The sequence below is a fragment of the Amycolatopsis pretoriensis genome (assembly GCF_900107925.1).
In the GTDB taxonomy this organism is placed as follows: domain Bacteria; phylum Actinomycetota; class Actinomycetes; order Mycobacteriales; family Pseudonocardiaceae; genus Amycolatopsis; species Amycolatopsis pretoriensis.
The window spans coordinates 470,600-497,272 of sequence record NZ_FNUJ01000004.1; the positions used below are offsets into that span (position 1 = coordinate 470,600).

Here is a 26,673-nt window from a genome sequence, read left to right on the forward strand (position 1 = left end):
GGGGGGCGGTGGCCGGCCCGTCAGTTGGTCGGGCGGGCCGAATAGTCCCCGCCGCGACGCTGGCCCCGTTGCCCCTGGCCCGGTTCGAACCCCTGGCCCAGCGAGGTCGCCGTGGCCGTGGTGCCCTCGACCTTCGCCACGACCGTCACGTTCGTGTCGCCCTGCTTCACATCGCCCGTCTTCTGCGTCGACGACCCGATCGTGTACGTCTGCTTGTAGCCGTCCTTGCTCGTCAACGTCACCGAGGTCGCGCTCAGCTCCGTCACGTCGCCCGTCTGCAGCCGCTCGGTCGTGTAGCCGCCGTTGCCGTTCGACACCACGAAATCACCGTGCAGTGCTTCGCGCAGGGCTGCCATTCCGCCGCCCATGCCTCCGCCCGGGAAGCCCTGGCCCTGGCCGCCGCGGGGGAACTGGCCGCCGCCGAAACCGCCCGGGCCCTGCTGGGCCGTGTTGTCCGCGCTGCTCGTTCCCGCCCAGATCGCCGCTCCGCCGCCGGCCGCGATCACCACGGCGATGCCCGCCGCGATCGCCGTCTTCTTGCCGGACCAGCCCTTCTTCGGTGCGGCCGGGGCCGGGTCGCCCCAGTTGGCCGGGGCCGGCTCACCCCAGGCCGGGGTGTTCGCGGCGCCTTCGGGAGGCGTGTTCGGCTCGGTCGTCATCGTGTCCTCCGGTGGTGCCCACACTGGTCCCGGCCAGGTTCGCCGCCGTGGCTGTGTTTGAGCTGTGCGCGGCGTCAGCGGGCGCTGTGGCTCCCTTACCCGGGCGAACGACTCTCACAGGAAACGCACAGCGGTGTCACAGTGAGCACTGAAGAGCCGCCGAGAAGATGGCACTATGACCGCTATGAACGCCACGTCACCCGGCCCTGGCAAGGCCGACCTGCGCCGCGCCGACGGGAGCCCGGTGCGGGTCCTCGTCGTCGACGACGAGGCGACGCTGGCCGAGCTCGTGTCGATGGCCCTGCGCATGGAGGGCTGGGAGGTGCGCAGCGCGGGCGACGGCACGGAGGCCGTCCGGATCGCGCGCGACTTCCGGCCCGACGCCGTCGTCCTCGACGTCATGCTCCCCGACTTCAGCGGCCTCGAAGTGCTGCGGCGGATGCGGTCCGAGGCGCCGAACCTGCCGGTGCTCTTCCTGACGGCGAAGGACGCGGTCGAAGACCGCATCGCCGGGCTCACCGCGGGCGGCGACGACTACGTCACCAAGCCCTTCAGCCTCGAAGAGGTAGCCCTGCGGCTGCGCGCGCTGCTGCGCCGGGCGGGCGGGGTGACCGGCGCGAGCGGGTCGACGCTCGTCGTCGGCGACCTCACCCTCGACGAGGACAGCCGCGAGGTCCACCGCGGCGGCGACCTCGTGCCGCTCACCGCGACCGAGTTCGAACTGCTGCGCTACCTCATGCGCAACCCCAAGCGCGTGCTGTCGAAGGCCCAGATCCTGGACCGCGTGTGGAGCTACGACTTCGGCGGCCAGGCCAACATCGTCGAGCTCTACATCTCCTACCTGCGCAAGAAGATCGACGCCGACCGCGAGCCGATGATCCACACCATGCGGGGCGCCGGGTATGTCCTCAAGCCAGCGGGCTGAACCGAAGCGCGTGCGACGGCCGTGGTCGCTGCGGCGGCGGCTGATCGTCCAGCTCGCCGCGCTGCTCGCGTTGGTGTGCCTGGTCGTCGGCGTGGTCACGGAGTTCGCGCTGAGCGAGTTCCTCGTCGGCCAGCAGGACAAGCGGCTGGCCGCGGCGAGCGACCGCGCCGCGCACGGCGGGGAACGGCCACCGCCGTGGACGTACGGCGAAACGCCACCGCCGCCGGACGCGCTGCGCGTGCTCGGGCAGGGCGACGGCACGCTCGCCGTCGTCCAGTCCGGCTCGACCGCCACCGCGGGGGTGCTCGATTCCAGCGTGGGCGCGCCGTCGAAGCGCAAGCCGCCGTTCAAGAGCGTGCCGAAGGAGCAGGTGCTGACCCTGCTCGCGCTGCCGTCCGACGGGAAGCAGCGCAGCGTCGACCTCGGCGGCACCCTCGGCGAGTACCGCGTGGTCTCGACGATGTCGCCGAACGGCGAGAAGACGGTCATCGGCCTGCCGCTGAAGGACGTCAACGAGACGCTCTGGCGGCTGGGTTTCATCCTCGGCGGCGTCGCGCTCGCCGGGATCCTGGTCGCGGGCGCGGTCGGCGCGGCGACGATCCGGCGCACGATGAAGCCGCTCGACCGGCTGGCCGCGACGGCGACGCGCGTCTCCGAACTGCCGCTGGACCGCGGCGAAGTCGCGTTGTCGGAACGGGTTCCCGAGGCGGACACCGACCCGGGCACCGAGGTCGGCAAGGTCGGCTCGGCGCTGAACCGGATGCTGCAGCACGTCGCGAACGCGCTGTCGGCGCGGCACGCGAGCGAGAACCGCGTCCGCCAGTTCGTCGCGGACGCGAGCCACGAGCTGCGCACGCCGCTGGCGGCGATCCGCGGCTACGCGGAGCTGACCCGGCGCAGCGGCGAGCAGGTGCCGCCGGACGTCGCGTTCGCGATGGGCCGCGTCGAGTCCGAGTCACGCCGGATGACGACGCTGGTGGAGGACCTGCTGCTGCTCGCGCGCCTGGACTCCGGGCGTCCGGTGGTGCACGAGTGGGTGGACCTGTGCCGGCTGGTGGCCGACGCGGTCGCGGACGCGCACGTCGCGGGCCCGGACCACAAGTGGCTGATGGACGTCCCCGGCGAGCCGATCGGCGTCCTCGGCGACGCGGGCCAGCTGCACCAGGTGGTGATCAACGTGCTGGCCAACGCGCGCACGCACACCCCGGCGGGCACGACGGTGACGACGACACTGTCCACATCGGACGGATCGGTGCGGCTGCGCGTGGCCGACGACGGCCCGGGCATCCCACCGGACGTGCTCCCGGACGTCTTCGAGCGCTTCGCCCGCGGGGACAACTCGCGGTCCCGCGCGGCGGGGAGCACGGGCCTGGGGCTGGCGATCGTGGCGGCGGTGGTCGCCGCGCACGGCGGCCGAGTCTGGGTGCAGAGCCGGCCGGGGCGCACGGAGTTCGAGATCACCTTCCCGGCGGCGCCCACCCCGTCGTGAGTGGTAATTAGGGTTCTAACCCGAATTACCACTCACGACCGCGGGCCGATGCACAGCGCGCGCACAGGTTCGGCACAAGTTCACCACATGCGGCGCCGACACGGTGAACGCCATGACGACCACGCTGTCGGCGCCCGAACACGCCCAGCCCGCTCCCGCGCCCGTCCGGAAACCACGGTGGGTCACGCCTTCCGTGGCCGCGCTCCTGGTCGGGACCGGCCTGCTCTACCTGTGGGACCTGGCGAAGACCGGCTGGGCCAACGACTTCTACGCCATGGCCGCCCAGGCCGGCACGTGGAGCTGGAAGGCGCTGTTCTTCGGTTCGCTCGACCCGGGCAACGTCGTCACCGTCGACAAACCGCCGTTCTCGCTGTGGGTCATGGGGCTGTCCGGCCGGCTCTTCGGCTTCTCCAGCTGGAGCCTGCTCGTGCCGAACGCGCTCGCCGGGGTCGCGTCGGTCGGCCTGCTCTACCTCGCCGTGCGGCGGCTTTCCGGCCCCGGCGCCGGCCTGCTCGCCGGGTCGGCGCTCGCGTTGACGCCGGTCGCCGCGCTCATGTTCCGGTACGACAACCCCGATGCCTTCCTCGTGCTGCTGCTCGTCGCCGGCGCCTACTGCGTCGTGCGGGCGCTCGAGCGTGGGAGCACGACGTGGCTGGTGCTCGCCGGGGTCGCGATCGGGTTCGGCTTCCTCGACAAGATGCTGCAGGCGTTCCTCGTCCTGCCCGCCTTCGTGCTGGCGTACGCCGTCGCGGCGCCGACGTCGCCCGGCCGCCGCGTCGGGCAGCTTTTCGCGGCGGCCGGGGCGGTCGTCGTTTCGGCGGGCTGGTGGATCGCGGCCGTCGCGCTGTGGCCGGTCGCCGACCGGCCGTACATCAGCGGGTCGACCGACAACACCGTGCTGGAGCTGGCTTTCGGCTACAACGGCCTCGGCCGCATCTTCGGGGAAGGCCGCGGCGGTGGCGGGGCGCCGACGGGTGGCTTCGGTGGCCGCGGCTTCGGCGGCGAAACCGGCCTGACGCGGCTGTTCAGCGGTGAGTTCGGCGCGGAAGCTTCGTGGCTGCTGCCCGCCGCGGTCCTCGGCCTGGTCGCCGGCCTGTGGTTCACGCGGCGCGCGCCCCGCACCGACCGGACGCGGGCGGCGCTGCTGCTGTGGGGCGGCTGGCTGGTCGTCACCACGCTCGTCTTCAGCTACATGAGCGGGATCATCCACCCGTACTACACGGTCGCGCTGGCCCCGGGGATCGCCGGCACGCTGGGCATCTCCGCGCGGGAGCTCTGGCGCGGCCGGGCGAACTTCGCGGCCCGCGCGGTGCTGGCCGTCATGCTCGCGGTCTCCGCGGTGTGGGGGTTCGTGCTCCTGGCGCGGACGCCGGAGTGGCAGCCGTGGATCCGCTACGCGCTGCTCGTGCTCGGCGCGGCCGCCGTCGTGGCGCTGCTCTTCGGCGCCGACCGCGTCCGGCGGCTGGGTCCGGTCGTGGCCGTGGCCGGCCTGTGCGGCGCGCTGCTCGGGACGGCGTCGTTCACCCTCGCCACGGCGGCGACCGCGCACTCCGGCGGCACGCCGTCGTCCGGCCCGCCCGTCGCGAGTGGACGCGGTTTCGGCGGCGGCTTCGGTGGGGGACAGACGGACGCGGCGGTGATCGACCTGCTGAAGAGCACGACGACGAAGTGGGCCGCGGCGCAGAGCGGGGCGATGCAGTCGGCCGGGCTGGCGCTCTCGAGCGGGCGACCGGTGCTCGCGATCGGCGGTTTCAGCGGCAGTGACCCGGCTCCGACGCTCGCGCAGTTCGAGCAGTACGTCGACGCCGGCGACATCCACTACTACGTCGCCGGCGGGCGTGGCGGGTTCGGTGGCGGCCGCGGGACCTCGGGCGAGATCCAGTCCTGGGTCGAGCAAAATTTCGCGCCGGTCACCGTCGGGGAGACCACGATTTACGACCTGACAAAATCGGTCAATTGATCGAAATTCGGCCGAATGTTTCAGGCGTGTTAACAGTCGAGGAATCGTTCGCGCCACCGATAGCGCATGCGCTATCGGTGGAGACGAACACCTGTTCGAAACCCGGTCTCGCTGAACGGGTAATTACGAACGATTGTTCGGTTCCCATTCGTAGCGCTCGGTGATGATCACGGCGCGGCGTAACGATGAGGGACTACGGCCCGTGCAACTGCACGGGACCGCGGCCCGGATCTTGGCCGGGCGGCCGACAGAAACACGCGCGTACTTGATCTCCGGGACGGCCGATGTTGCTGGTTGACACGGTTGTTGGTCACTCGTTCGGATGCACTGGTGAGGCGTTGTGGGGATCTTGTGCTACTCGCTAGGCTCTCCGCCGGGTGAGGGACAAGGGGTGGCCGATCCGGTGTGCTGACCAACCGGATCTCACTGGGTGTGGGTGCTCCCGGTGCGTGTTCTCTTGCCCGTGACCCGATCAGGTGCGTCTGGAAGAGAGCAGCGATGACTGTGCGCTTTCGGCGCCGCAACACTCCACTTCCCCCGCCATTGGGAGTTTCGCTGTGACTTTCCGCCCCCGTCGGCTGACGGTGCTCCTGACTTTGCTGACCCTCGCCGGCGTAACCGCCCTTTCCGGGTGCAGCGACAGCGACGCCTCCGGCACCGGCGGCAAGATCACCCTCGGGTTCAGCGCGTGGCCGGGCTGGTTCCCCTGGCAGGTGGCGCAGGAACAGGGACTGTTCGCGAAGAACGGCGTGAACGTCGACCTGAAGTACTTCGACAACTACACCGACAGCATCAACGCGCTTTCCAGCGGCGCCATCGACGCGAACAGCCAGACCCTCAACGACACGCTTTCCTCGGCCTCCGGCGGCGCCAAGCTGTCGATCGTGCTGGTGAACGACAACTCCACCGGCAACGACAAGATCATCGCCCGCGAGGGCATCAACGCCGTCGCCGACCTGAAGGGCAAGAAGGTCGCGGTCGAGCAGGGCACGGTCGACCACTACCTCCTGCTGCTCGCGCTGCAGGAAGCGAAACTGACCGAAAAGGACATCGAGCTGGTCAACCTGCCGACCGACGCCGCCGCGGCCGCGTTCGTCGCCGGCCAGGTCGACGCGGTGGGCGCGTTCGCGCCCTTCACCTCGAAGGCCCTCGAACGCCAGGGCAGCCGCGCGATCTCGACGTCGGCGGAGTTCCCCGGTGCGATCCCGGACCACCTCGTCACGTCGCAGAAGCTGGTCAAGGAGCGCCCGAAGGACGTCCAGGCGCTGGTCGACACCTGGTTCGAGACGCTGACCTGGATCAAGAACAACAAGGACGCGGCCGTCGGGATCATGGCCAAGCGCGGCGGCGTCTCCGACGCCGACTACAAGACCTACGACGCCGGCACCACGATCTTCACCCGCCAGCAGAACATCGACGCGTTCACACCCGGGGTCACCGCGCAGCACCTCGACTTCCAGGCGAACAAGATCATCGACTTCATCGTGAACACCGGGCTCGCGCAGCAGCGGCCGGCGCTGGACGGGCTGTTCGACGACCAGTTCGTGAAGGCCGCGCCGCAGTGACCGGGCCGACCCAGCAGCTCGCCGAACGCCGGGAGTCGGGGCGCCCGGCCTGGGCCCCGCTCCCGCGCCGGGCCGCGCCCAGGACCGCGTCCGCGCTGTTTTCCTTGCGCACGCCCATTTCCGCTGGTGCGCGCTGGACGCTCGCGGTGCTGTCGTTCGCGATCCCGTTCGTCGCCTGGGTCGTGCTGAGCGTCAGCGGGGCCGTCGACTCGACGTTCCTGCCGTCGCCGGCCGCGGTGGTCAAGGCCGGCGTCGACATGGCGGGCACCGGTGAGCTCTTCGACGACCTCTGGGCGACGACCCAGCGGGTGCTCGAAGGCTTCGGCCTCGCCGTGCTCGTCTCGGTGCCGCTCGGCATCCTGATGGGCACGTTCACCGCCGGACAGGCGTTCTTCGAGCCGCTGATCGGGCTGCTGCGCTACCTGCCGGCGAGCGCGTTCATCCCGCTGCTGATCATCTGGCTCGGCCTCGGCGAGCCGTCGAAGATCGCCATCCTCTTCATCGGCACGGTCTTCTTCAACACGCTGATGACCGCCGACGTCGTCCGCGGCGTGCCGGGCGCGCTCATCGACGTCTCCTACACCCTCGGCGCGCGCCGCGGCGAAGTGCTGCGCAAGGTCGTCGTGCCGCATTCGCTGCCGGGCATGCTCGACGCCATCCGCGTCAACGCCGCCGCGGCGTGGAACTTCGTGGTCGTCGCCGAGCTGATCAACTCCTCGGCCGGCCTCGGCTACCGGATCGTCCGCGCGCAGCGGTTCCTGCAGACCGACAAGATCTTCGCCGTGCTCGTGGTCATCGGGATCGCCGGGCTGGTCATCGACGTCCTGCTGCGCCTGCTGCGCACGCGGGTCGGGAAGTGGGCGGCATGACGCTGGAACTGCGGAACGTCGCCAAGGACTACACCGTGCGCGGCAAGGTGACCCGCGCGCTCGACGGCGTCGACCTCGAGGTGCTGCGCGGCGAGTTCGTCTGCGTCGTCGGCGCGAGCGGCTCGGGCAAGTCGACGCTGCTTTCGCTGGTGGCCGGGCTCGGCAAGCCGACCGAGGGCGAGATCGTGCTCGACGGCGTCCCGGTGACCGGCCCCGGCCCGGACCGCGGGCTCGTCTTCCAGGCGGGTGCGCTCTACCCGTGGCGCACCGTCGAGAAGAACGTCGCGTTCGGACTGGAGCTGCTGCCGGTCGACGCGGCCGAGCGCGCCAAGCGCGTGGACTGGTACCTCGCCGAAACCGGCCTGCACGCCGTGCGCAAGTCGCTGCCGAAACAGCTTTCGGGCGGCCAGAAGCAGCGCGTCGCGATCGCGCGGGCGCTGGCGTGCGAACCGGACGTTCTGCTGCTGGACGAACCCTTCGGCGCCTTGGACGTCCAGACCAAAGAGGACATGCAGGTGCTCATCCGCCAGGTGTGGGCCGACACCGGCACCACGGTGCTGATGGTCACCCACGACGTCGAGGAAGCGGTTTTCCTGGGCGGCCGGGTGGTGGTGCTCGCCTCCGACCCCGGCCGCATCGCCGCCGACGTCGAGGTGACGCTGCCCGCGGAGCGGGACCTGGCGGTGAAGCGCGAACCGCGGTTCCTCGCGCTGCGCGCCCGGATCGAGGACCTGGTCCGGGAGCAGCACCGCGGGCACGTGAGCCGGGTGGCCGCGGACGGGTGAGAACGGAAGACGGGAAGGTGGCGGGATGAGGCACGGCGGGGCGACCGCGGAACGGGCCGGCGGCGGGGGGATCCTGGCCCGGCTCGGCATTCGCGGCAAGCTGAACCTGCTGCTCCTGCCCCCGCTGGCCGCGGTGGTGCTGGTGTCGGTGCCGTTCGTGCTGACGCAGGCGAGCAGCGCGATGGCCGCGTCGCAGTCGGCGACGGTGGCGCGGCACACGCAGCAGCTCGGCGGCCTGGTCTGGCAGCTGCAGCGCGAACGGCTGCTCACCGGCGCCTTCGTCGCGACGCCGTCGGCGCCACCGGACCAGATGCTCCAGCAGCAGAAGACGGTGGACGCGACCGTCGAGAGCGTCCGGTCGGCACTGGGTTCCGGCGCGCCGGACGAGCTTTCCGCGGCCCTGACCCGGATCGGCTCGCTGAACGAGCTGCGGCACAACGCGCAGCTGCGCGGCGTCGCGCTCGACAGCGTCGCCCGGACCTACCACGCGGTGATCGGAGCGGTGATCGACTCGCTGCGGCTGGTCCCGCAGCTCACCAGCGACGCCGAGGGCACCCGGGAGCTGACCGCGCTGGAGGCGCTGCTGCGCGCGAACGAGGAGAACTCGTTGCGCGGCATGGCGTTGATCGTGACGGCGGTGTCGCCCGACGCCGGCCGGTCCATCCTGGACGACGCGACCCAGCAGGCGCCGATCTTCACCGAGCGGTTCGTCCAGCAGGCCGACGACGAAGAGGACCGCGACCAGTCCGCGCTGGTCGTCAACGTCGAGGGCAGCGATGCCGGCCGCCGGATCGACGAGCTCGCCGGCCAGATCGACAACCCGCGGGACGCGGCCGGCACCACGCGGTACGTCACCGACGTCCTCACCGCGTCCGAAAGCCAGGCGGGCCAGCGGAAACTCGTGCAGGAGCGGGTCACCGGCGAGATCGCCGACGCGGCGACCGGGCGAGCCGACGCCGGCGCCCGGCTGGCCTGGACGGTCGGCATCGGGGCCGGGCTGCTGTTCCTGCTGGTCGCCTTCCTCGCCGTCGCGGTCTCCCGCTCGATCGCCCGGCCGCTGCGACGGCTGACCACCGCGGCGACGTCGGTCGCCGACCTCGCCGGCACGGAACTCGTCCGCGTGACCGACACCGAGGAGGCCGAGCAGCAGGTCCCGCGGCTGGCCACCATCGACGTCGTCTCGAGCGACGAGCTCGGCAAGCTGGCCGCCGCGTTCAACCGGGTCCAGACCACCGCGGCCGAACTGGTCGAACGGCAGGCGCTCACCCGGCGCAACACCAGCCTGATGTTCGCGAACGTCGCCAAGCGCACGCAGAACCTCGTCGGCCGCCAGCTCGCGCTGATCGACGAGGTCGAGCGCAACGAGCAGGACACCCGGCTGCTGGCCAGCCTCTACCGGCTCGACCACCTCTCGACCCGCCTGCGCCGCAACGCCGACAACCTGCTCGTGGTGTCCGGCACCCGCGACGAAACCCGGATCGCCGGCCCGATCGAGCTGTCCACGGCCCTGCGTTCCGCGCTCGCCGAGATCGAGGACTACCAGCGCGTCAAGCTCGGGGTCGTCGCGGAGATCCTGCTGTCCTCGGCCCTCGGCGCCGACCTGGTGCTGGTGTTCGCCGAGCTGCTCGAGAACGCGACGTCGTTCTCGCCGCCGGGGTCGATGGTCGAGGTCGACACGATGCTGCTGGCCGGCGGGTCGTGCCTGGTGAACATCGTCGACCACGGCATCGGCATGACCGCCGAGAAGCTGGCCGAGGAGAACCAGCGGCTCGTCGAGCGCGAACGCCTCGAGCTGGCCCCGACCAGTGTGCTCGGCCTGTTCGTGGTGGGCCGCCTCGCGCGGCGGCACGACCTGGGCGTCGAACTGCTCGCGACGCCGACCACCGGCGGCGTGACCGCGCGGCTGACGATCCCGCCGTCGCTGTTCAGCCACCGCTCGGGGCTGCGGCAGCCGAACCCCGCGCCGACGCCGATCGAGGCGCGGCCCGCCGAGGCCGTCGCGGTGTCCACTTCGGACGTTCCGCGGCCGGCCGAGCCGTTGCCGGCGCCGGCGATCCCGGCGCTGCTCAGCGTCGCGCACGCCAACGGCTTCCGCTGGTTCAACCAGCTGGAACCGGTGTGGCCGGACGCCGAACCCGCCGAGCCCGCGGCCGAACCGGAAGCCGAGAGCCGCGGTGGCCTGCGCCGCCGGGTCCGCGGCGCCCAGCTGCCCGGCCCCGGCGCGACCGCGCCGGTGGCCGCGGAGAAACCGCGCCACGACCCGGAGGCGACCCGCGCCGCGATGGACGGCTTCGAGAGCGCCTTCGTCAAAGCGTCACTTTCACGTGAAAGTGCCCACCAGGGGACGGAGCTTTCACGTGAAAGCTCCGACCTGGGACCCGAGCTTTCACGTGAAAGCTCCGTCCCGCCCTCGCCGGGTGACGGCGCCTCGCTGCCGGTGCGCGTGCCCGGGGACTCGGCGATGCCCGCGTCCCACCCGGCGCGCGGCCTCGCCACCCCGCCGGCCGGTGTCCCGGCCGCCCCGCAGTCCCGGGACGGCCTGGTCCGCCGGGTCCCCGGTGCCCAGCTCGCCCCCGGCCTGCGCCCGCAGGCCACGGGCAGGCCGATCGCCCGCGCCGTCGTGAACCGCACCAGGCGGGACCCGGCGGCCGAGCGAGCGGCGTTCGACGCGTTCGCCGCCGGCCTCGCCAAGGCGGACGTGGTGACGGCAGACAGCCCGCCGCCTGGCGTGGTCGCCGGTCGTGTGACGGAACGAGCAGAAGAGAGCAGGAAATGAGCATCCCCGCAGCCGGTGTCAGCGTCGAAGCCCAGAACTTCAACTGGCTGGTGAGCCGCTTCGCCCAGCACACGGCGGGCGCGATCGCCGCCATCGCGGTTTCGGCCGACGGCTTGCTGATCGCGATGTCGTCGGAGCTCGAGCGGTCCAACGCCGACCGCCTCGCCGCGATCTCCTCCGCCATGCTCGGCCTCGCCCACGGCGTCTCCGAGAGCCACCCGCTCGGCTCGCCGGACAAGGTGATCATCGAGCTGGAGCACGGCTACCTGCTGGTCTGCACCATCAGCATCGGCTGTTCGCTCGGCGTGCTGGCCAACAAGCAGGCGAGCCTCGGCACGATCGCCTACGAGATGGCGATGTTCGCCAACCGCGCCACCGAAGTCCTCACGCCGGGGCTCATCGAGGAGCTGAAGAACACCGTGGGTGCGTGATGACCGAAGAGCCTTCGCTGCTGCGGCCGTACCTGATGACCTCGGGGCGGGCCCAGCCGGTCGACCAGAGCCTGGAGATCGAGGCGCAGGTGATGACGTCCCGCCTGGGCGCGAAGTCGCACCCGAAGCTCACCTTCGAACGGCAGGAAATCGTTTCCCTCTGCCGCAACACCATGTCGGTCGCCGAGGTGGCGGCCATGCTCGGCCTCCACATCGGCGTCGCCCGCGTGCTGGTGGCCGACCTCGCCGAGCTGGGCTACGTCGTCGTCCGGCGGCCGGCGAACCACACGTCGCAAGACCTCGGCATGATCGAAAGGGTCATTCGTGGACTCGAAGCCATTCACTGAACCGGCGCCCCGCCCACCGGCCCCGGTCAAGATCGTCATCGCGGGCGGCTTCGGCGTCGGCAAGACGACGGCGGTCGGCGCCATTTCGGAGATCAAGCCGCTGACGACGGAGGCGGCGATCACGTCGGTGGCGGCTTCGGTGGACAGCACCGGCCACGTCCCGGCGAAGACCACGACGACGGTGGCGCTCGACTTCGGCTGCATCACGATCGACGACGAGGTCAAGCTGTACCTGTTCGGCACACCCGGCCAGGACCGCTTCGGCTTCATGTGGCAGGACCTGGTCCACGGCGCCCTGGGCGCGCTGGTGATCGTGGACACCCGCCGCATGGACGACTGCTACCCGGCGGTCGACTACTTCGAGAACGCGGGCCTGCCGTTCGTGGTGGCGGTGAACATGTTCGACGGGTCGTTGGGGCACGACCTGGAGGACATCCGCTGGGCGCTGGCGGTCAGCGAGGACGTCCCGCTGATCACGTTCGACGCCCGGCAGAAGCTTTCGGTGCGCGACGCGCTGCTGGCGGTCCTGCGCAACACGTTCAAGAAGGCCCGAGCCCAGGCGGGCGCGGGCTCTTCGCTACACTGATCCACGGACCCCGCGCGGCGTCCACCCTGTGAACCTCCCCAGGGCCGGAAGGCAGCAAGGATAAGCAGGCTCTGACGGGTGCGCGGGGTCCCCTTTGTTCACTGGCTCCGGCTCTCGGGGCTTCGCCCCTTCGCCGGGCCACCTCACTTCGTCCCTTCACCCGGGGGGCCGAGCCCCCCGGACCCCCACGGTGCCTCGCTCACAGGTCTTCGGGTCTTCCGCGGCCTTCCTCGCGAGTTCGCTGGTCTGCCGCGACCTCTTCAGAACAGGCCCAGCACGTCTTCCGGCGGCTGCGGCGACGGCGGCCGGTCCTCGTCCGTGATCGGGGTCGCCCTCCCCGCCAGCTTTCGCAGCTCCGCCCCCTCCACGCACCTCGTCGGGAACGCCGCCGAGGCCGTCCGGCGGGCTATCTCCGCCGTCGGCAGCGGCGCGGCCGAGGCCGCGAACACCAAGTTGCCGAAGCGGCGGCCCTTCAGCACCGCCGGGTCCGCCAGCAGCAAGACTTCCGGGAACACCGATAGCAGCGTCGCCAGGAAACGGCGGGCGAACGGCAGGCCCGAGCCGTCCGTGATGTTCGCCAGGTAGATCCCCGCCGGCCGGAGGATTCCGCCGATCGCCCGCGTCGCCTCCACCGTGGCCAGGCCGCCCGCCAGCGTCGCTCGCTCGAACGCGTCCACCACCGCCAGGTCCGCCGTGTCCTCGCGGCGGGTCGCCAGGCCCGCGCGGCCGTCCGTGATGCGGACGCGCAGCCCCGGTATCCGCAGCCCGAGCTGGGCGCGGACCAGCTCCACCAGCTCGCCGTCCGCGTCGAACACCAGCTGCCGCGAACCCGGGCGCGACGCCGCCACGTACCGCGGCAGCGTGCACGCCGCCCCGCCGATGTGCAGTGCGTCCACTGGGCCCGGCGGGAGGTGGTCCACGACGTCGCCGAAGCGCCGGACGTAGTCGAACTCCAGGTTGGCCGGGTCGTCGAGGTCGACGTACGACTGGGCGACCCCGTCCACCGACACCAGCCACGCGTTGCCGCGGTCGGCGTCGCGCAGCAGCTCCGCCGTCCCGAACCGGACCGGGTACCGCCCGGGCACCGGACCGGGTTTTCGAGAACGGCTCACGAAGTCGGAGCGTATCGGAAACATTCCGCCCGGCCTGGCGATAAGTGAGCGGAACGATCATCGATCGAGGGGGTTTTCCTTGCGTGCGAACGCAGTAATCGTCGCCGCGGCGCTCGCCGCCGGTGTCTTCGCGACGCCGGCGGCCGCGGACGTGCTGCCCGACCGGGCCCAGGCCGTCGGGTATCTGGAAACCGGTGGCCCCGGCGTCGCCAGAGCCGCCGAAGCGGCCCTGCTCGGCAGCCCGGCCGACCTGCAGACCTTCCTGGCGACCGGCCGTCAGCAGGCCCGGGACGACGACGACCGGGTGCTGGTCACCCAGGTCCTGTCGACCGGCGGCCCGGTCGCCAAGCGCGCCGCCCAGCAGGCGCTCGGCGGCACGATCGAGGACGTCCGCGCCTTCCTGGCCACCGGCCTCGCCCAGGCCCGGGTCGCCGACGACCGCATCGCCGTCGGCCAGGCCATGAGCACCGGCGGCCCGGTCGTCAACGAGCGCGCGCAGAAGGCGCTCGACGGCACACCCGCCGACGTCCGGGCGTTCCTCGAGACCGGCCTGCAGCAGGCGCGCGACACCGACGACCGGATCACGACGGACCAGGCGCTCGCCGCCGGCGGTCCGGAGGTCCAGGCCGCCGCGCAGACCGCGCTCGACGGCACCCCGGCCGACGTCCGGTACTTCCTGTCCGTCTGGCGCCAGGTTGCCGCGGACGGCGACGCCGAGCTCGCCGCGGTCCAGGGCCAGCTCGACGGCGCCAAGGCCGGCGCGGCCGCCCACCACCCGCTCATCGTGCGGCTCGCCGGGGAGCGGGCGCGGAAGCTCGCTTCGGACGCGCGGACGGCGAACACCACCCGGCTCGCGACCCAGCAGTCCGCGGCGCAGCACGACGCCCAGGTCGCGCGCGGCGCGGCCGCCGACGCCGAGCAGCAGGCCAAGGACGCCGCCGCCCGCGCGGCGCAGGCCAAGACGGACAACGACAAGCTGCTCGCCGACGCGGCCGACCCGGCGCTGACCGTGCCGAACGGCCGGCGCGCGTCGGTCTACCTGCTGCGCAACGGCGGCACCGCCGTCAAGAACGCCGCCCGCGCCGCGCTGAGCGGCTCGGACGACGACGTCGTCACGTTCGTGCGCAGCGGTCTCGCCGTCGCGCAGGAGTCGGACGACCGCGCCGCCGTCGCCGCGATCGCGGCCGACACCACGGCTCGCCCGGGCTTGCGTCAGGCCGCTCGTGACGCGCTCGCCGGCCCGTACGCCGGCGTCGCCGCGCTGCTGCGCACCGGGGACTACCCGGGCCGCGACACCGACGACCGCGTCGAGGTCAACCAGATCATGGCCACCGGCGGTCCGGCGACGAAGTCGGCCGCGCAGCAGGCGCTGGACGGCACCGTCGCCGACGTCCGGGCGTTCCTGGCCACCGGCCGGTACGTCGCGCGGACGCACGACCTGCGGATCCGGGTGGCGCAGTCGTTGTCGGAGGGCCCGGAGGTCAACGCGGTCGCGCAGGGCGTCCTGGACGGCCCGGACTCGTACCTGCAGCCGTACCTGGACGGCGAACTGGGCAAGGCGCGGGCGCGGGACGCCTTCACCGCGGCGCACGTCGCGAAGGTGAACGGCCTGCTGGCCCAGCTGCCCTGACCGCACGGCGAAGGTTGTCGGACCCTGCCGGTACCCTCGCGAGGTGGCTCTCGCGCTGTACCGCAAGTACCGTCCGGCAACCTTCGCCGAGGTCGTCGGGCAGGAGCATGTGACCGAACCCCTCCGCACGGCGCTGTCCGCCGGGCGGATCAACCACGCCTACCTCTTCTCCGGTCCACGCGGCTGCGGGAAGACGTCGAGCGCGCGCATCATGGCGCGCTCGCTGAACTGCGTGAAGGGGCCGACGCCGGACCCGTGCGGCGAGTGCAACTCGTGCAAGGCGCTCGCGCCGGAGGGCTCGGGCAGCGTCGACGTCACGGAGCTGGACGCGGCGAGCCACGGTGGCGTCGACGACGCCCGTGAGCTGCGGGACAAGGCGTTCTACGCGCCGGCCGAGTCGCGGTACCGGGTGTTCATCATCGACGAGGCGCACATGGTCACCACGCAGGGCTTCAACGCCCTGCTGAAGATCGTGGAAGAGCCGCCCGAGCACGTCATCTTCATCTTCGCGACGACCGAACCGGAGAAGGTGCTCACGACCATCCGGTCGCGGACGCACCACTACCCGTTCCGGCTGATCCCACCGAGCTCGATGCGCACGCTGCTGGAGAGCAACGTCGCGGCCGAGGGCGTCCAGGTCGAGCAGGCGGTGTTCCCGCTGGTCATCCGCGCGGGCGGCGGCTCGGCGCGCGACACGCAGTCGGTGCTGGACCAGCTGCTGGCGGGCGCGGGCCCGGACGGCGTTTCGTACTCGCGCGCGGTGGCGCTGCTGGGCGTCACGGACGTAGCGCTGATCGACGACATGGTCGACGCGCTGTCGACGGAGGACGCCGCGACGGTGTTCTCGACGGTGGAGAAGCTCGCGGAGGCGGGCCACGACCCGCGCCGCTTCGCGACGGACCTGCTGGATCGCCTGCGTGACCTGGTGCTGCTGCGCGCGGTGCCGGACTCCGCGGGCGGGCTGGTGTCCGCGCCGGAGGAAGAGTTGTCCCGGATGGTGGCGCAGGCGGAGCGCATCGGCCTGGCGACGCTGTCCCGGTACGCGGACATAGTCCACAATGGACTGCTGGAGATGCGCGGCGCGACTTCGCCGCGGCTGGTGCTCGAGCTGTTGTGCGCGCGGATGCTGCTGCCGTCGGTGACGGACGCGGAGAAGGCGCTGCTGGCCCGCATCGAGCGGCTGGAACGCCGCGCGACGGTGGCCGGCGGCGGTGGGGCGCCCGCGGAGGGTGGCGTGGAGCCCCCGATGCGGGCGGCGCCGGAGAGGGAGTTTTCCCGGCCTTCCCAACGGGCGGCATCGGCTGGGCCGGCCCCGGTGGCGGCTCCGGAACCCGCCACGCGACCCGCTCCCGCGGTGGCCCCTGAGCCTGCCCCGGCGGCTGTTGCCACGGCTACCAGCGCGCCGGCGACCCGTTCCGCGGACAGCGGCTGGGGAACGCCGCGCACCCCGGGTGGCGGTACTCCCGCGCCGGCAGCTGCGAACGCCGACGCTCCGGCCCAACCCGTTGCGGCTCCCGCCTCCAAGCCGGTCCCGAGCACCCCGGCCCCGGCCCCGGCCCCGGCCGAGCCCAGCGCCCCCGCGGCGTCCGGTGCGCTCGATGCCGCCGGGATCCGGAACGTCTGGCCGGAGCTCATGACCGCCCTGCGCAAGTTCACCGGCGGCCGGAGCCTCGAGGCGATGCTCACCCAGGCCACCGTCGCGAGCGTCGAGGGCAACTCCCTCACCCTCACCCACAAGTCCGAACCGCTGGCCCGCCGCCTGTCCGACCAGGACAACGCCCGCAAGATCGCCGGCGCGCTGTCGGACGTCCTCGGCGGCGACTGGCAGGTCCGCTGCGTCCACGGCAACGCCCCCGCCGCGCCCGCCGCGCGTGCCCAGCAGGCCGCGCCCGCGCCGGAACGGTCGTTCACCCGGCAGTCCGCGGCCGCCCCGGCGCCCGCCGCGGCCCCCACGCGGCCCGCGCCCGCTCCGGCGCCCGCCGCGCCGTCGCGGCCGAAGGTCACCACCGCCGAGCCGGACATCCCGCTGCCCCCGGAACCCGCCGACGAGGACGACGACGACCTCTACAACGAGGACGCCAGCCCCGCCCCGCCGCCGCCCCCACCGCCGCCGGAGCAGGACCCGGACGAGCTCGCCCGCAAGCTCATCTCCGACCACCTCGGCGCCCGCCCCCTGGACTAGGCCCAGGGGCCGATGCCCGTCACCCGGTCGGCGGTGACCCGCACGATCACCGCGGTCGGCGAGCCCTGGTTGCCCAGCAGGTACTTCGGAACACCGAGGTACCGCTGGGCCTGCCGGTCCATCAAGGCCGTGAACTCCTCGGCGATGTCCGGGCCGACGATCCGGGCGGTGCCGCGAACCAGCAGGTACTGCGGCAGCCCACGCTCGTCGTGCCCGTCGTGGTCTTCGATCAGCACGGTCACCCGCGGATCGCGCCGGATGTTGCGCACCTTGGGCCGCCGCCCTTCCATGCCCATCACGATCTCGTCGCCGTCGCGGCTGGCCCAGACCATCGAGGTCTGCGGCGAGCCGTCGGGGTTGATCGTCGTCAGCACGGCGTTGAACGGCCGCTCGAACAGGCGGTGAGTGCTTTCGGGAAGTTCCATGTCTTCGAGACTAGAAATCCGATAGGTACCGCTGGGTACCTTGGTTCCCGTGGGTGACTTCTCCGGTGACGTCTTCCTCGCCGACTGCCCCGCCCGGCTGGCGATCGAGATCATCGCCGACAAGTGGGCGGTCGTCGTCGTGTTCGCGCTCAGCCGCGGGCCGCGGCGGCACGGCGAGCTCGTCGACCTCATCGGCGGCATCTCCCGCAAGGTCCTCACCCAGACCCTGCGCAAGCTCCAGGGCTACGGCCTCGTCGACCGCCGCGCGTACGCAGAGGCGCCGCCGCGGGTCGAGTACCGGCTGACCGGCCTCGGGCAGACCCTCGTCGAACCCATCGGCGTCCTCACGAAGTGGGCGACCGTCAACGGTGACGCCGTCGTCGCGGCTCAGGAAGCCAGGTAGGCCTCGATCGCCGCCGCGATCGCGGACGCGTACTGCTGGCGCCCCTCCGCGCTCGTCATGCGGGCCGCCTCCGCCGCGTTGCGCATGTTGCCGCACTCGACCAGCACCGCCGGGCGCGTCGACAAGTTCAACCCGCCGAGGTCCGACCGCGCCGACAAGCCGTTGCCGCCGATGTAGTTCGACGTGCTGAAGCCGCCCGTGCGCAGCGTGTCCCGGACCACCTGGGCCAGCCGGGTCGACGGCTCGCCCTGCGCCGCGTTCAACGGCGGTGACGAGTACGCCACGTGGAAGCCGTTCGCGCCCGCCGCGGTCGAGCCGTCCGCGTGGATCGAGACCACCGCGTCCGCGTCGGCCTCGTTGCCGATCGCCGCGCGGCGGTCGACGCAGGGGCCGACCCCGCTGTCGTTCTGTCGCGTGTAGACAACGCGGATTCCCTTGCCCGCCAACGCCTTTCCGACCCGCTGGGCGACGTCCCAGGTGAACTCGTGCTCGGGGTAGCCGGCGTTGGTCGCGGTGCCCGTGGTGTTGCACGGCTTGGTCTGCCCGCGCCCCGCCGGCACCTTCCGGTTGATCTCGGCCGGGTGCGAGGCGTTCCCGCCGTTGTGCCCCGGATCCAGCACGACGACCTTCCCGGACGTGATCGGCGGGGCGGACGGCGGCGTCACCGACGAAGAAGAAGGCGGAGGAGATGGAGCAGACGTCACGGTCGTCGGCGTGACCGTCCTCGTCGTGACGGGAACGGGCGCCGGCGCCGCCGGGACGTCGCCGGAGCAGCCGGTGAGCGGCAGGGCACCGGCCAGCAGGAGGGGGACAATCACGCGTCGCACGGCGACCACGGTGCCACAGCCCGGCACCCCGCGTGGCGCGACTACCCTGGTGGCTGACACAGGCGTGCAGAGAGGACCGAGCGAATCATGGCGCAACCCGGCGGCGGCTTCGACATTTCCCAGCTCATGCAGCAGGCGCAGCAGATGCAGCAGAAGCTCGTCGAGGCCCAGGAAGAGCTCGCCAACACCGAGGTCACCGGCACCGCCGGCGGCGGGCTGGTCACCGCGACCGTCTCCGGTGACAGCCAGCTGAAGAGCCTCAAGATCGACCCGAAGGTGGTCGACCCGGACGACGTCGAGACGCTGGCCGACCTGGTCGTCGCGGCGGTGCGCGACGCGTCGGCGAGCGCGCAGAAGCTCACCGAGCAGAAGCTCGGCCCGCTGGCCGGCGGCCTCGGCGGCGGTGGCGGCATGCCGGACCTCGGCAGCCTCGGCTTCGGCGGCTGACGAACTTGTACGAAGGTGTCGTCCAGGACCTGATCGACGAGCTCGGGCGGCTGCCCGGGGTCGGGCCGAAGAGCGCCCAGCGGATCGCGTTCCACCTGCTGGCCACCGACCCGGCCGACATCGCGCGGCTGCAGGACGTGCTCGGCAAGGTCAAGGAGGGCGTGCAGTTCTGCGAGGTGTGCGGCAACGTCTCCGAGCAGCAGAAGTGCCGCATCTGCCGCGACGAGCGCCGCGACCTCACGGTCATCTGCGTGGTCGAGGAGCCGAAGGACGTCCTGGCGGTCGAGCGGACGCGCGAGTTCAAGGGCCGCTACCACGTCCTGGGCGGCGCGCTCGACCCGCTGTCGGGCATCGGGCCGGAGCAGCTGCGGATGCGCGAGCTGCTCAAGCGCATCGGCGAGGCGGACATCAAGGAGATCATCATCGCCACGGACCCCAACACGGAGGGCGAGGCGACGGCGACGTACCTGGTCCGCATGCTGAGGGACTTCCCGGGGCTGAGCGTGACGCGGCTGGCGTCGGGCCTGCCGATGGGCGGTGACTTGGAGTTCGCGGACGAGCTGACCCTGGGTCGCGCGCTTTCGGGCCGCCGTGCCCTTTGACGGGCGGCCGGTTCCGCGGATCCGGACGCTCCTGCTGATCGGGCGGGGGCGGAAGGGGCGGTACGTCGACATCCTCGACTGCACCGAGCTGCCCGGGACCGCGAAGTCCGGCCTCGTGGAAGGCTCGATCGAGCTGCCGTTCGGTGAGCCCGCCGTCATCGGCCGGACCACGCTCGACACCGAGGTGAAGATGATGTGGTCGCACATCGCCGGCCTCGTGGCCGGCTACCGCGAGGCGGGCAAGGCCACCACGGACCTGCCCGACCAGCCGGGCGAGCTTCGGCTCGAGGCGATCCCCGGCGGTCTGGCGCGGCTCACGCTGGCGTACAGCGAAGACACGAGCCTGAGCAACGTCGCCGGCGAGGAGGACCTGCTCGCGGCCCTCGCCATGGGCGGTGTCGAGTTCTTCGAGAAGCTGGCGGAGCTGACCGGCCGCTTCCACGACCGGGAGGTCGAACAGCTCACCGGTCGAAGCGGCGCAGGTCGTACAGGTCCATCAACCTGATCACCTTGTTCGCGTACTCCGGGTCGGTGGCGTACTTCCGCGCCACCGCCCGGACGAACGCGTCGGGATCGTCCCGCACCGGCAACGCCGCCGCGTAGTTCGACGACGTCGTCAACAGCCGGCCGTAGTCGCGGAAAGAGTCGGAAATCGACGCGTACGAGCGGAAAAACGCATCCACCGGATGACAAGGCGCCGGAATGCACTCCGTCGTCGGGTAGGAAGCGCACCGCAACGCGATCGGGCCCGGGCTCGTCGGCGTCACGCACTTGAAGCCGAAGTAGTTGAGCTCGTTCACCGACAGTTTGCTGCGGCCCCAGTTCGACTCCAGGATCGACTGCGCCACCGTCACCGACGCCGGGATGTCGTACGCCGCGTGGATCGCGCGCGCGATCGGGCCCGCCGAACCGACGTACGCTTCCTGGAAGCCCGACGAAAGCGCCGCGTCACGCACCGACGCCTGGTCGATGGGCGGCGGGACCACCGCCAGCAGCGCCGCCAGTCCGATGTGGATCATGGCGACACTCTGCCCGGCTCACCCCCGGCGAAACCGGAAGTCACTCCAAAGTGGCCTCAGCAGTAGCCGAGCTGCGCCAGCGTGTCCACGACGATCTCGGACGGGTGGTACTTGTCCATCCAGGACTCGCCGCGCCGGTTCTGGTACGTGTCGAGGAAGTTCTGCAGCTTGTCGCCGCGCATTTCCGTGAGCACGACCGTCTCGCCGAGGTGCTGCGGCGTCTCCGTGCGCTCGCGGTGCACCGCACACGGCAGCCCGAGGTAGTAGCACTCCGCCGAAAGACCACCCGAGTCGGTGACGACGTACTCGGCGCGCGCGACCAGCGGGAGGAACTTCAGGTAACGCATCTTCGGCTGGACGATGAACTGGTCGTCGAAGATGTTCCCGATGCCCAGCGCGCGGATCTTCTCGCGCTCCGGCGCGCCGGCCATGTACAGGATCGGCATCTTGCGGCTCTGCTCGCGCAGGATCTCCAGCACCTCGCGGTACTTGTCCGGGCGCGAGACCAGCTCGAAGCGGTGCAGCGTGGCGAGGCCGAACTTCTCCGGCAGGTTCGGCACGTCCAGCGGCCCGTTGATGGCCAGGCGCATCGCGTCGATCGCCGTGTTCGCCTCGGTGTCGACGACCACGCCGCGGGCGTTGCGGAGGTTGTTCACCTCACGCGCGCTCGGCGCGAAGTGGATGTCGACGATCTTCGCCGCGATCTTGCGGTTGAGCTCCTCGGGCAGCGGCGACAGGATGCTGCCCGACCGCGCGCCCGCCTCGACGTGGCCGACGCGGGACTTGAGGATGCGCTTCCCGATCAGCGAGCCGTACGGCGTGGTGAACGTGTCGCCGTGCACCAGCACCAGCGGGGGACGGCCGTCCTCGGTCAGCGCGGCGCGCAGCTCGTGGCGGCGGCTCCAGGCGGTGCGCATGACCTGCGCGGCCCAGCCCGGCACCTGCGCCGGCGACTCGAGGTTGTGGGCCTTCTCCTCCGGCACCAGCCAGACGTCCGGCGCCGGCATGTCCAGGTCCGCGAGGACGTCCGCGACCTCGTCGACGTGCTGCGCGGTGAACCAGATCTTCGGCCGCATCCCGCGCTCGCGGATCCCGTGGTAGACGGGCGCGATCTTGATCAGTTCCGCGGTGGTGCCGAGAATGAAGGAAATCACCGTGAAAGCCCATTTCTGGTCGGGTGCGGTGGCGTAAGGATACTGGCCGACCTCCCGCGGGGGCCGCCGGGTAGCCTCGGCCCGGTGAGTGCGAACCCGCTCCTCCCCTCGCTCAGCGTCGTGATCCCGGTCTACAACGAGCAGGACTGGATCGAACGCAGTGTCGGCGCGCTGCTCGCCTCGGCCGAGACGGCGAACTGGCCGATCGAGGTCGTCGTCGTCGACGACGGCAGCACCGACGCCACCCCGGCGCGGCTCGACGAGCTGCGCGAACGCCACGGCATCACCGTCGTCAGCCAGGCCAATTCGGGTCGCTTCGAGGCCCGGCGGGCGGGCATCGCCAAGGCCGGCGGGAACCAGATCCTGCTGCTCGACAGCCGGGTCGTGGTGGACGACGGCGCCCTGACCTTCCTGCGCGACCAGCTCGTCGACCACCCCGAGCGCACGGTGTGGAACGGGCACGTCAACGTCGCCTCCGAAAACAACCCGTACGCCGGTTTCATGGCCGGGCTGGTGAAGATTCCGTGGCGCCGCTACTGCGCCGACCCGCGCCTGATGTCCTTCGGCATCGAGGAGTTCGACCTCTTCCCGAAGGGCACCGGATTCTTTTCCGCGCCGCGCGGCGTTCTCGAAGCCGCTTCGGACGCTTTCGTCTCGTTGTTCGACGACGTCCGCTTCGCCAGTGACGACACCGGTGTCCTGCGCTGGATCGCCGAGCGCCACCGCATCTTCCTCGCGCCGGAGTTCTCCGCGACCTACCACGGGCGCGACAGCTTCAAGAAGTTCGCCGCGCAGGCCTACTTCCGCGGGACGACCTTCGTGGACTCCTACCTCGGTTCGCCCGGACCGGCCCGCAACGGCCTGTTCGCCGCGTTCGGCGTCGGCCTGCTCGGCCTCGGTGTCGCGGTCAAGCGCCCGAAGACGGCCGTGCTGCTCGCGGCCGCCGGTTCGGCCGCGGCCGGGGCCGCCGTGACGCGCTTCGGCGCGACGAACGCGGAGGCCAAGGCCGTCGCCAAGCTCGCCCCGGTGTTCGGGGCCGGGTTCGGCGCCGGTGCCGTCCGCGGCCTCGTCATGGCGCTGCGCGCCCGCCGGCGGCGGGGACGATGAGCTCACCGGTGACCCACGAGCCAGACGAGACGGACGGGCGCAGCCTGGCGAAGGAAACCGGGCGCTCGGCCGGGAAGATCGGCGTCTCGCTGCTCGTCGCGATCGCGCTGGGTTACGTGCTGACCGTGGTCGCGACGCGCTGGCTCGGCCCGGTGGACAGTAAGGTCTACCTCTCGTTCTGGGGCATCCTGATGGGCCTCGGCAGCGCGCTGTCGCCGCTCGAGCAGGAGCTGTCCCGCCAGTCCGCGGTCGCCGCGCTCGACGGCGGCAAGGCCGGCAAGCCCGCGTTGCGCGCCCTGACCGTCGGCGCGGTGGCCGTCGCCGTGGTCGCGGCGCTGACGATGGCCGTGCCGGTGCTGTCGGACCGGCTCTACGGCGGGAACACCGCGCTGGGTGTCATCGTGCTGTGCGGGGCGATCTCGTTCGCCTGCCAGTTCGCCGCGCGTGGCTTGCTCGTCGGGCAGCAGCGGATCAAGCCGTACTCGGGCCTGGTCGTCGCCGAAGCGGTGGTCCGGGTGGTCGTGCTGCTGGGGATCGTCGCCGCCGGGCTCACCGGCGTGACGTCGTTCGCGATCGCGGCCGCCACCGGCTCGTTCGCCTGGCTGCTGTTCGTCCGGCCGATCAGCCGGCTGGTCGACCCGCACGCCGACGGCGAGGGCTGGGCCCCGGTGACCGGCCGGATCCTCGTCCTGATGGCCGGCGCCGCGCTCACCGCGAGCGTCATCACCGGCTACCCGGCGATGGTCAGCCTGCTCGCGCCGGGCGGGTCCGCGCGGGACGTCGGCGTCCTGTTCGCGACGCTCACCGTGTCCCGGGTGCCGCTGCTGCTGCTGTCGCCGCTCCAGGCGCTCGCCGTGCCGACGGTCGTCCGGCTTTCGGGCACCGAAGAGGGGCGGCACCGGCTGCGGAAGCTGCTCGCCGTCGGCGCGCTCGGCACGATCGTGGTCGGCGTGGTCGGCGCCCTGGTCGGCTGGCTGATCGGGCCGTGGCTGGTCTCGTTGCTCTACGACAAGGACTTCGTCGCCCAGGGCTGGTGGGTGGCGTGGATGGTGTGGGGCGCGGTGCTGCTCACGGCGCTGCAGCTGATGACCGCCGTGCTCGTGGCGCGCAAGGAAGCGAACAAGGTGCTGGTCACCTGGGCCGTGGTCGCGGTCGCCACTGCCGCGACGCTGCTGCTCGTGCCGGGCGACCCGATCCTCAAGGCGGTCGCCGGGCTGGCCGGGGGCCCCACGCTGGGCCTGGTGGTCGTGTTGATGTTCGTCCTGCGGCGGCCGGGCAACGTGCGGCCCGCCTCGGACGTCCCAGTAGGGTGACCCGGCCGGAACCGGGACAGGATCGGCGTGAAACGCCGGTGAGGTTGGACAGCGGAAAACCATGAACGTACTTCTGGTCGTGCTCGCCTTCTGGCTGCCGGGCCTCGTCTTCGGGGCCGCGATCCGGCTGCGCGGCTGGCTGCTCGCCGCGGCCGCGCCGATCCTGACGTTCGGCATCGTCAGCCTGGGCGTCCCGGTGCTCGGCGGGCTCGGCATCCGCTGGACCACGCTCGACGTCGCGCTGTGGACGCTCGTGCTGTCGATCATCGGCTTCGGGCTCGCCTTCGGAGTGCAGCGCTTCACCGCGCGCCGCCACCCGGACTGGGCCGAGCGGGAGGCCGAGGCGGCCGCGCCCGCCCGCTCGCTGCGCGAGCACCTGCTGATCGGCGCCGGCGTCGGGGCCGGCAGCCTCGTCGGGATCGTCACGTTCCTGCGCGGGGCCCGCGGCCTCAACCAGGTCCAGCAGGGCTGGGACGCGCCGTTCCACGCCAACCTGGTCCGCTGGATCGCCGAGCACGGCGACGCCCGGCCCTCGACCGTCGGCACCATCGCGAACCTGCCGGACCAGACGAACTACTTCTACCCGGACACCTACCACGCCCTGCTCGCGCTGGTCTTCGACAAGGCCGGCCTGGCGATGATGCCGACGCTGAACATGGGCGCGCTCACCGTCATCCTGTGCGTGCCGATCGGTGTCGCGGCGATGGGCCACGTCTGGCGGATGCCCGCGCTGGCGGTCGCCGCGGCCGCCGCGGTGTCGGCGTCCTTCACCAACTTCCCGTACGACTCGCTGTGGCGCGGCCCGCTCTGGCCGTACGTCGCCGGTGTCGCGCTGATCCCGGCGATGCTCGCGCTCGCGCGCCGGCTGCTGGAGCCGCGCGGGATCTCCGGCCCGGTCGCGATCGGCGTCGGCGTCGCGGGCCTGATCGGCCTGCACACCAGCGTCGCGTTCGTCGTTGTCGTGTACTTCCTGCTGATCCTGCTCGCCGTGCTCTTCAAGTTCGAGCGGATCGACTGGCGCCGGTCGGCGGCCTCGCTCGGGGCCACCGTCGCGCTCGCCGTCGTCTGCGGGCTGCCGCTGGCGTTGCCTTCGCTGTACAACGCGGGTGGCGTGACGAGCGCGTTCTGGGCTTCGGAGGCCACCGTCTCCGGCGGTCTCGGCGAAACCCTCACCTTCTCGCCGATGGCCGCGTTCCCGCAGTGGTGGATCGGCGTACCGGCCCTGATCGGCATCTTCCTGCTGGTGAAGCACCGCCGGATGCTGTGGATGGTCGCCGCCTACGTCGTGTTCGGCGGGCTGTTCGCAGCCACGGTGTCGCTCGAGACGCCGCTCATCCACACCCTCACCGGCATCTTCTACAACGACCACTGGCGGATCGGCGCGCTGGTCCCGCTGGCCGGCGCGGTCGCGTTCGGCGAGTTCACCGACACCGCCGCCCGCTGGATCGCGCGCAAGGCGGGCGGCCGGCTGCCGAACGTCTCCCCGACGACGCTGACCGCGGTCGGCGTCGTGCTGCTGGTCGTCGTCATCGGCGGGTTGAGCCGCGGCGGCTACATCGGCCGCAACACCGCCCGCCTGCAGATCAACTACAGCGGCGGCCCGACGGTCAGCAACGACGAGCGCGCCGCGTTCGACTGGCTCGCCGGGCACGTCGGGCCGGGCGAGCGCGTGATGAACGGCAAGGCCGACGGCTCGGTCTGGATGTACGCCCTCGACGGCGTCCAGCCGGTCGAGTGGACGTTCTACGGCGCCGAAATGGACACCCCAGCCGGCTACCTCAGCGTCTACCTCGACGACATCGACCGGTTCCCGCACGTGCGGGAACTGCTCACCGACCTCAAGGTCCGGTACGTCTTCGTCGGCAAGGGCAAGGTCACGTCGGGGACGAACAGCGGGCCCGGCCTGATGCACCTCGACACCACCCCCGGCTTCAAGGTCGTGTTCCGCAACCCCGGCGCGACCGTGTACGAGATCGAGGGCCAGCAGGGGGTCGTCGCAGCTGGGGCCGCTCCAGGGTCCGGGGCCGGTAACGGGCAGTGAAAGGCTAGAGTGATCGCGT

At 71.8% G+C, this 26,673-nt stretch carries 25 protein-coding genes and 1 other RNA gene; 20 read left to right on the forward strand and 6 right to left on the reverse strand.

Annotated features, from left to right (window positions below; genetic code table 11):
- Positions 1 to 20: 20 nt before the first annotated feature.
- Positions 21 to 659 (reverse strand): hypothetical protein, encoded by a 639-nt coding sequence (locus BLV96_RS19790; RefSeq protein ID WP_086685030.1) that lies wholly within the window; start codon positions 657 to 659, stop codon positions 21 to 23.
- Between the two features lie 175 nt (positions 660 to 834).
- Between BLV96_RS19790 and BLV96_RS19795 the strand changes: the two genes are divergently transcribed.
- The 11 genes from BLV96_RS19795 to ffs all read left to right on the forward strand — a co-directional run bounded on the left by BLV96_RS19795 (position 835) and on the right by ffs (position 12,489).
- Positions 835 to 1,584, forward strand: a complete 750-nt coding sequence (locus tag BLV96_RS19795; RefSeq protein ID WP_033261680.1) for a response regulator transcription factor — start codon at positions 835 to 837, stop codon at positions 1,582 to 1,584.
- The gene (locus BLV96_RS19800; protein ID WP_208608274.1) at positions 1,562 to 3,073 is read left to right on the forward strand and encodes a sensor histidine kinase; all 1,512 of its coding nucleotides are present in this window, start codon (positions 1,562 to 1,564) and stop codon (positions 3,071 to 3,073) included. The genes BLV96_RS19795 and BLV96_RS19800 overlap by 23 nt, the downstream gene beginning before the upstream one ends.
- Before the next feature lie 112 nt (positions 3,074 to 3,185).
- Positions 3,186 to 5,033 (forward strand): glycosyltransferase family 39 protein, encoded by a 1,848-nt coding sequence (locus tag BLV96_RS19805; protein WP_208608275.1) that lies wholly within the window; start codon positions 3,186 to 3,188, stop codon positions 5,031 to 5,033.
- Positions 5,034 to 5,590: 557 nt separating this feature from the next.
- The gene (locus tag BLV96_RS19810; protein ID WP_208608276.1) at positions 5,591 to 6,598 is read left to right on the forward strand and encodes an ABC transporter substrate-binding protein; all 1,008 of its coding nucleotides are present in this window, start codon (positions 5,591 to 5,593) and stop codon (positions 6,596 to 6,598) included.
- Positions 6,595 to 7,467 (forward strand): ABC transporter permease, encoded by an 873-nt coding sequence (locus BLV96_RS19815; protein WP_244180331.1) that lies wholly within the window; start codon positions 6,595 to 6,597, stop codon positions 7,465 to 7,467. The genes BLV96_RS19810 and BLV96_RS19815 overlap by 4 nt, the downstream gene beginning before the upstream one ends.
- The gene (locus BLV96_RS19820; RefSeq protein WP_086678320.1) at positions 7,464 to 8,252 is read left to right on the forward strand and encodes an ABC transporter ATP-binding protein; all 789 of its coding nucleotides are present in this window, start codon (positions 7,464 to 7,466) and stop codon (positions 8,250 to 8,252) included. Before BLV96_RS19815 ends, BLV96_RS19820 begins: the two co-directional genes overlap by 4 nt.
- Positions 8,253 to 8,277: 25 nt before the next feature.
- A complete protein-coding gene (locus BLV96_RS19825) occupies positions 8,278 to 11,028 on the forward strand; it encodes a sensor histidine kinase (RefSeq protein ID WP_086678318.1) in 2,751 nt (916 codons plus the stop codon).
- On the forward strand, positions 11,025 to 11,459 hold the full coding sequence (locus BLV96_RS19830; protein ID WP_086678317.1) for a roadblock/LC7 domain-containing protein: 435 nt from the start codon (positions 11,025 to 11,027) through the stop codon (positions 11,457 to 11,459). The genes BLV96_RS19825 and BLV96_RS19830 overlap by 4 nt, the downstream gene beginning before the upstream one ends.
- Positions 11,459 to 11,806, forward strand: coding sequence for a DUF742 domain-containing protein (locus tag BLV96_RS19835; protein WP_086678316.1), 348 nt, complete (start codon positions 11,459 to 11,461; stop codon positions 11,804 to 11,806). Before BLV96_RS19830 ends, BLV96_RS19835 begins: the two co-directional genes overlap by 1 nt.
- The gene (locus BLV96_RS19840; RefSeq protein ID WP_086678315.1) at positions 11,784 to 12,392 is read left to right on the forward strand and encodes a GTP-binding protein; all 609 of its coding nucleotides are present in this window, start codon (positions 11,784 to 11,786) and stop codon (positions 12,390 to 12,392) included. Before BLV96_RS19835 ends, BLV96_RS19840 begins: the two co-directional genes overlap by 23 nt.
- Positions 12,393 to 12,394: 2 nt before the next feature.
- An RNA gene (gene ffs, locus BLV96_RS19845) (signal recognition particle sRNA small type) lies at positions 12,395 to 12,489 on the forward strand.
- Between the two features lie 163 nt (positions 12,490 to 12,652).
- On the opposite strand, the gene BLV96_RS19850 is transcribed toward ffs, so the two are convergent.
- A complete protein-coding gene (locus BLV96_RS19850; RefSeq protein ID WP_167379657.1) occupies positions 12,653 to 13,528 on the reverse strand; it encodes a spermidine synthase in 876 nt (291 codons plus the stop codon).
- Between the two features lie 55 nt (positions 13,529 to 13,583).
- On the opposite strand from BLV96_RS19850, the gene BLV96_RS19855 reads away from it, so the two are divergent.
- Together BLV96_RS19855 and BLV96_RS19860 are read left to right on the forward strand one after the other, a co-directional pair.
- Positions 13,584 to 15,134: an ALF repeat-containing protein gene (locus BLV96_RS19855; RefSeq protein ID WP_143050999.1), complete on the forward strand. Its 1,551-nt coding sequence runs from the start codon at positions 13,584 to 13,586 to the stop codon at positions 15,132 to 15,134.
- Between the two features lie 43 nt (positions 15,135 to 15,177).
- Positions 15,178 to 17,316: a DNA polymerase III subunit gamma and tau gene (locus BLV96_RS19860; protein WP_091389357.1), complete on the forward strand. Its 2,139-nt coding sequence runs from the start codon at positions 15,178 to 15,180 to the stop codon at positions 17,314 to 17,316.
- Here BLV96_RS19860 and BLV96_RS19865 read toward each other — a convergent pair.
- A complete protein-coding gene (locus tag BLV96_RS19865) occupies positions 17,313 to 17,741 on the reverse strand; it encodes a TIGR03618 family F420-dependent PPOX class oxidoreductase (protein WP_086671618.1) in 429 nt (142 codons plus the stop codon). The genes BLV96_RS19860 and BLV96_RS19865 overlap by 4 nt on opposite strands.
- 49 nt (positions 17,742 to 17,790) lie before the next feature.
- On the opposite strand from BLV96_RS19865, the gene BLV96_RS19870 reads away from it, so the two are divergent.
- Complete coding sequence (locus tag BLV96_RS19870) at positions 17,791 to 18,144, forward strand: winged helix-turn-helix transcriptional regulator (RefSeq protein WP_086671621.1); 354 nt, start codon at positions 17,791 to 17,793, stop codon at positions 18,142 to 18,144.
- Here BLV96_RS19870 and BLV96_RS19875 read toward each other — a convergent pair.
- Positions 18,129 to 18,980: an N-acetylmuramoyl-L-alanine amidase gene (locus BLV96_RS19875; protein WP_244180333.1), complete on the reverse strand. Its 852-nt coding sequence runs from the start codon at positions 18,978 to 18,980 to the stop codon at positions 18,129 to 18,131. The genes BLV96_RS19870 and BLV96_RS19875 overlap by 16 nt on opposite strands.
- A gap of 78 nt (positions 18,981 to 19,058) precedes the next feature.
- Here BLV96_RS19875 and BLV96_RS19880 point away from each other — a divergent pair, with 78 nt between their 5' ends.
- Genes BLV96_RS19880 through BLV96_RS19890 form a run of 3 tightly spaced genes read left to right on the forward strand, consistent with a single transcriptional unit; the run spans position 19,059 to position 20,525 of the window.
- Complete coding sequence (locus BLV96_RS19880; RefSeq protein WP_086671623.1) at positions 19,059 to 19,418, forward strand: YbaB/EbfC family nucleoid-associated protein; 360 nt, start codon at positions 19,059 to 19,061, stop codon at positions 19,416 to 19,418.
- Positions 19,419 to 19,423: 5 nt separating this feature from the next.
- Complete coding sequence (gene recR, locus BLV96_RS19885; RefSeq protein ID WP_086671624.1) at positions 19,424 to 20,020, forward strand: recombination mediator RecR; 597 nt, start codon at positions 19,424 to 19,426, stop codon at positions 20,018 to 20,020.
- Entirely contained in the window at positions 20,010 to 20,525 is a 516-nt protein-coding gene (locus tag BLV96_RS19890; protein ID WP_086671626.1) for a hypothetical protein, read from the forward strand. Before recR ends, BLV96_RS19890 begins: the two co-directional genes overlap by 11 nt.
- Here BLV96_RS19890 and BLV96_RS19895 read toward each other — a convergent pair.
- A complete protein-coding gene (locus BLV96_RS19895) occupies positions 20,482 to 21,039 on the reverse strand; it encodes a glucosaminidase domain-containing protein (RefSeq protein WP_086671627.1) in 558 nt (185 codons plus the stop codon). The two genes, BLV96_RS19890 and BLV96_RS19895, sit on opposite strands and share 44 nt — an antisense overlap.
- Before the next feature lie 56 nt (positions 21,040 to 21,095).
- Entirely contained in the window at positions 21,096 to 22,193 is a 1,098-nt protein-coding gene (locus BLV96_RS19900; RefSeq protein ID WP_086671629.1) for a UDP-N-acetylglucosamine 2-epimerase, read from the reverse strand.
- A gap of 84 nt (positions 22,194 to 22,277) precedes the next feature.
- Between BLV96_RS19900 and BLV96_RS19905 the strand changes: the two genes are divergently transcribed.
- From BLV96_RS19905 to BLV96_RS19915, 3 genes are all read left to right on the forward strand, one after another.
- Entirely contained in the window at positions 22,278 to 23,300 is a 1,023-nt protein-coding gene (locus BLV96_RS19905; protein ID WP_086671631.1) for a glycosyltransferase family 2 protein, read from the forward strand.
- Between the two features lie 8 nt (positions 23,301 to 23,308).
- The gene (locus tag BLV96_RS19910) at positions 23,309 to 24,613 is read left to right on the forward strand and encodes a polysaccharide biosynthesis protein (RefSeq protein ID WP_244180335.1); all 1,305 of its coding nucleotides are present in this window, start codon (positions 23,309 to 23,311) and stop codon (positions 24,611 to 24,613) included.
- A gap of 61 nt (positions 24,614 to 24,674) precedes the next feature.
- Positions 24,675 to 26,654: a DUF6541 family protein gene (locus tag BLV96_RS19915; RefSeq protein ID WP_086671635.1), complete on the forward strand. Its 1,980-nt coding sequence runs from the start codon at positions 24,675 to 24,677 to the stop codon at positions 26,652 to 26,654.
- The last annotated feature ends 19 nt before the right edge of the window (positions 26,655 to 26,673 follow it).